Raw genomic sequence first — 4,932 nt, forward strand, 5'->3', positions numbered from 1 at the left:
AGTACTCGGCTACGAACCGAGCGGTCGGAGGTTCGAATCCTCCCGGATGCACCATCTTCTCCGAGATAACAGCCAGACTGTTGTTTCATGGTCTGCGAGTTAATCGCCAGCGCCAGGAAGGATAACGTTGCTTTAGCAACGGCGCCGCAGGGCGAGGCGTAAGCCGAGTAATCCTCCCGGATGCACCCTCTTCTTCCTCATTGTTTATTCCTTCGACGTTCCGTCAGCAATCATCTTCTCTGTCAGCGACAAAAGCCCTTGTTTACGATAAAGTAACGCTTTGAAATCCTTTTGCGAGAGCACGATGTACGCACAGTATGACGGTTTGATCTTCGATATGGATGGCACCATCCTGGACACCGAGCCAACGCATCGTAAAGCCTGGACTGACGTCCTCGGCCGTTACGGCATGCGTTTCGACTTACAGGCTATGATTGCCCTCAACGGATCTCCCACCTGGCGTATTGCGCAGGCCGTGATTGAACTGAATCAGGCCGATCTCGATCCCCATCTGCTCGCGCGCGAAAAAACCGATGCGGTAAAAGCGATGCTGTTAGATACCGTGCGCCCTTTGCCACTCATTGAAGTGGTAAAAGAGTGGCACGGACGTCGTCCGATGTCGGTCGGAACGGGTAGTGAGAGCGCGATCGCAGAGGCATTGCTCAACCATCTTGGCCTGCGCCACTATTTTTCTGCGGTGGTTGCCGCCGATCATGTTAAAAACCACAAGCCCGCCCCGGACACCTTTCTGCTGTGCGCAGAACGTATGGGTGTGCCAGCCGCGAAGTGCGTCGTGTTTGAAGATGCCGACTTCGGTATCCAGGCAGCACAGGCTGCCGGCATGGACGCGGTGGACGTTCGCTTGCTGTGAGTGACCTGCTGTCACTGACCTCACTCTTCGCCAGCAGTTTTTTAAGCGCCACGCTCTTGCCGGGAAATTCGGAAGTGGTACTGGTGGCGATGCTCTTGTCCGGCGTAAGTCAGCCCTGGTTGCTCGTGTTAATAGCAACAATGGGTAATAGCTTTGGAGGGCTGACTAACGTTATTCTTGGGCGATTCTTTCCGCTACGCAAAACATCGCGCTGGCAGGAAAAGGCAGTCGGCTGGCTAAAACGCTATGGGGCTGCCACGCTTTTACTAAGTTGGATGCCGGTAATCGGTGATTTACTGTGCCTGCTGGCGGGATGGATGCGCATCTCCTGGGGGCCCGTGCTCTTTTTTTTATGCCTGGGCAAGGCGTTACGCTACGTCCTCGTGGCGGTTGTGACTTTACAGGGCATGACGTGGTGGCACTAATTGGACTGTTTGTGACCATGAACTATTACAATTATGCTAAATAAAATGATTTTGACAGGCGGGAGGTCGAATTGATCCCGGACGTATCACAGGCACTGGCCTGGCTGGAAAAGCACCCTCAGGCTCTGAAGGGTATTCAGCGTGGTCTTGAGCGCGAAACGCTGCGCGTAAACGCGGATGGTAGTCTTGCAACGACGGGCCATCCACAGGCGTTGGGTTCGGCGCTAACCCATAAGTGGATCACGACGGATTTCGCTGAGGCGCTGCTTGAGTTCATTACGCCGGTCGAGGGCGATATTGACCACATGCTGAAGATCATGCGTGATATTCACCGCTACAGCGCCCGCAACCTGGGCGATGAGCGTATGTGGCCGCTCAGCATGCCTTGCTATATCGAGCAGGGCCAGGACATCGAACTGGCGCAGTATGGCACGTCAAATATCGGTCGACTGAAAACGCTTTATCGCGAAGGGCTAAAAAACCGCTACGGCGCGCTGATGCAGACGATTTCTGGCGTGCATTATAACTTCTCACTGCCGATGGCATTCTGGCAGGCGAAGTGCGGCGAGACGGACAAAGAGGCGATCTCAGCAGGCTATTTCCGCCTGATCCGTAACTACTATCGCTTTGGCTGGGTCATTCCGTATCTGTTCGGCGCATCGCCGGCCATTTGCTCCTCATTCCTGCAGGGCAAACCGACCACGCTGCCGTTTGAAAAGACCGAATGCGGTATGTATTACCTGCCGTACGCGACCTCCCTGCGCCTCAGCGACCTGGGTTATACCAATAAGTCGCAAAGCAATCTCGGAATTACGTTTAACGAATTGCACGAGTATGTGGCAGGATTGAAGCGGGCGATCAAAACGCCGTCGGAAGCGTACGAGGAAATCGGGCTTGAGAAGGACGGTAAACGTCTGCAAATCAACACTAACGTGTTGCAGATTGAAAACGAACTGTACGCGCCAATTCGTCCAAAACGTGTCACCCGCAGCGGCGAGACGCCTTCTGATGCCCTGCAACGCGGCGGTATTGAGTACATTGAAGTGCGTTCCCTGGATATCAACCCGTTCTCACCGATTGGGGTGGATGAGCAGCAGGTACGTTTCCTCGATCTGTTTATGGTCTGGTGCGTGCTGGCCGATGCGCCGGAAATGAGCGCTGACGAACTACTCTGCACGCGTACGAACTGGAACCGGGTGATCCTTGAAGGGCGCAAGCCTGGCCTGACGCTGGGTATCGGCTGTCAAACGGCGCAGTTCCCATTACAGCAGGTAGGTAAAGATCTGTTCCGCGATCTCAAACGCGTCGCCCACACGCTGGACAGCGTTTACGGTGGCGAAGCGTATCAGCAGGTTTGCGACCAGTTGGTCGAAAGCTTTGATAATCCCGAGCTGACATTCTCGGCGCGCATTCTGCGTTCTATGATTGATCAGGGGATTGGCGGCACCGGTCGTGCGCTGGCGGCGGAGTATCGCGATATGTTGCGACAGGAGCCGCTGGAAGTCTTAAGCGAAGCCGAGTTTGCTGCGGAGCGCGATGCGTCAGTGGTACGTCAGGGAGAGATTGAAGCGGCGGATACCGAGTCGTTTGCAGATTTCCTGGCGAAACAGGCCTGACAGAAAAGAAAAAGGCCACATCGCTGTGGCCAAAATAACATCTCTGAAGAACAGGGATGATGATAACAAATGCGCGTCTTTCATATACTCAGACTCGCGTTGAAAAGAAGAGTTCATTTTTTTTTAAAAAAATCACTATCGGAGGTGACGTATGCCGTTATTAGATAGCTTTACTGTCGACCATACCCGTATGGAAGCGCCTGCTGTACGCGTTGCGAAGACCATGCATACCCCGCACGGCGACACGATCACTGTCTTCGATCTGCGTTTCTGCGTACCTAACAAAGAGGTTATGCCGGAAAAAGGTATCCACACTCTGGAGCACCTGTTTGCCGGCTTCATGCGCGATCACCTGAACGGTAATGGCGTTGAGATCATCGATATCTCCCCGATGGGCTGCCGGACCGGTTTCTACATGAGCCTGATTGGCGTGCCAGAAGAGAAACGCGTCGCGGATGCGTGGAAAGCAGCGATGGAAGACGTTCTGAAAGTCAAAGAGCAGAACCAGATCCCTGAGCTGAACGTTTATCAGTGTGGCACTTACCAGATGCACTCCCTGGAAGAAGCCCAGGAGATTGCACGTCATATTCTTGAGCGTGACGTTCGCGTTAACAGCAATGAAGAGCTGGCGCTGCCAAAAGATAAACTGCAGGAACTGCACATCTAGCAAATTACCCGGCCCTCAGCAAGGAGTGCGCCGGGTAATTTTAGTTTCTTTATAAATTCCTAAAAACCTATCTCTCGTTGTGCATCCCTCTCTTTCTCTTTATTATTGCTGCTAACGCATGATAGTTATTTATATATATTATATCTATGGATGATAGCGCGCCGCTCATTCATCGTATTTATATGTGTTTTAATATTCTATGGAATAGATAATAATTCAGAGGGATTTATGAAAATTTATTTTACGGGCTCCGCGATTCTTTTTTCCGCTCTCCTCTTGTCTGCCTGCAACGCTAAACCCGTTACAACACCTATCGCCAAGGCCCCAGCCGAACGTAAGCAGGAAGTGCAGTGCTACCAGGAGTTCTCTGCATTGCAAAAGCTCGACCCGGCGGCCTATGAATCCTACCGCAAGCAATTTGATAATATTAACAAAAACTATAAAATTTACGAATCGAATAAATCTCTGGTTGATGATAACGCTTCTGAAGTTATGCTCACCGAAATTAATAAAAAACTGTCGCTGGTATGCGTAAGGATTCGCAATACGGTTTATACCAACATGATGAACCGCGCCAATGAAATGAATAAGTTATGAATAAATACTTCAGCGCAGCATTGTACTGCGGATTATTATTGTCGGGTGGAAAAGCATTTTCGGCCGGAACGGATTTATTGGAACGTTTGAATAACGAAAAAATAATCGGCAACGGTTCAACTAACCCTTTTATCGCCTCAGAAGCAACGACAAATCCCCCGGACGCGGCGGCGCAGCAGCAGATAAAACCTGCTCGTCCGGCGACCCGCGTCGTGCCGGATAAAAACGACCAGGCCGTCGCAGTCGCTCAGGCCAAACTTTCCCGCCTCACCGAGGCGCTTCGCCAGGCCAATGCCACCATCACCGGATTAGATAAACAGTTGAGCGCGGTGGAAAGCGAAAAGGCGCTACTCGAACAGGCTGTTGCTCACGAAAAGGAGCGCGTCGCAGAAAAGGAGCAGGCACTCGCTCAGCTTAAATCACAGCCGGACGGCAGCGCGCAAAAGATTGCCGTTGAAAGCCTGATTGCGACGCTGCCGAAGTCCGCTGGCGTCGATCAACAAAAAAATGCCGAACTGGCGGAACAATTGAATCACGCCAACGCACAACGCGCCGCCCTGACGAAATCGCTCAGCGATCTGCAGGCACAGAAGAACGCGCTTGATTCGCAGCTGAGTGCCCTCAAGGCAAATAACGTCCAGGCCAGCGACACAGCGAAAGAGCTCGATGCCTTAAAAGCCCGGTCTGAGATGGCGCAGAACCAACTCGAGGATGCCAAAAAAGTTATTGCCTCGCAGGCGTCGCAGCTGGCCGTCC

6 protein-coding genes are annotated in these 4,932 nt (G+C 52.4%); all 6 read left to right on the forward strand.

Annotation, left to right across the window (positions count from 1 at the left end; all coding sequences use genetic code 11):
• The first annotated feature begins 304 nt into the window (after nucleotides 1-304).
• The gene (gene yqaB, locus V7Q49_RS19590; RefSeq protein ID WP_333854577.1) at nucleotides 305-871 is read left to right on the forward strand and encodes a fructose-1-phosphate/6-phosphogluconate phosphatase; all 567 of its coding nucleotides are present in this window, start codon (nucleotides 305-307) and stop codon (nucleotides 869-871) included.
• The gene (locus V7Q49_RS19595) at nucleotides 868-1,296 is read left to right on the forward strand and encodes a YqaA family protein (RefSeq protein ID WP_106994514.1); all 429 of its coding nucleotides are present in this window, start codon (nucleotides 868-870) and stop codon (nucleotides 1,294-1,296) included. Before yqaB ends, V7Q49_RS19595 begins: the two co-directional genes overlap by 4 nt.
• 71 nt (nucleotides 1,297-1,367) lie before the next feature.
• Nucleotides 1,368-2,912 (forward strand): glutamate--cysteine ligase, encoded by a 1,545-nt coding sequence (gene gshA / locus V7Q49_RS19600; RefSeq protein ID WP_333854580.1) that lies wholly within the window; start codon nucleotides 1,368-1,370, stop codon nucleotides 2,910-2,912.
• A 151-nt stretch (nucleotides 2,913-3,063) separates the two neighbouring features.
• On the forward strand, nucleotides 3,064-3,579 hold the full coding sequence (luxS, locus tag V7Q49_RS19605; protein WP_142486882.1) for an S-ribosylhomocysteine lyase: 516 nt from the start codon (nucleotides 3,064-3,066) through the stop codon (nucleotides 3,577-3,579).
• A 228-nt stretch (nucleotides 3,580-3,807) separates the two neighbouring features.
• A complete protein-coding gene (locus V7Q49_RS19610) occupies nucleotides 3,808-4,176 on the forward strand; it encodes a hypothetical protein (RefSeq protein ID WP_333854583.1) in 369 nt (122 codons plus the stop codon).
• A partial coding sequence (locus V7Q49_RS19615; protein WP_333854585.1) for a hypothetical protein occupies nucleotides 4,173-4,932 on the forward strand: 760 nt, incomplete at its 3' end. The genes V7Q49_RS19610 and V7Q49_RS19615, both read left to right, overlap by 4 nt.

The organism is Leclercia sp. (assembly GCF_036780805.1).
Taxonomy (GTDB): Bacteria; Pseudomonadota; Gammaproteobacteria; order Enterobacterales; family Enterobacteriaceae; genus Enterobacter.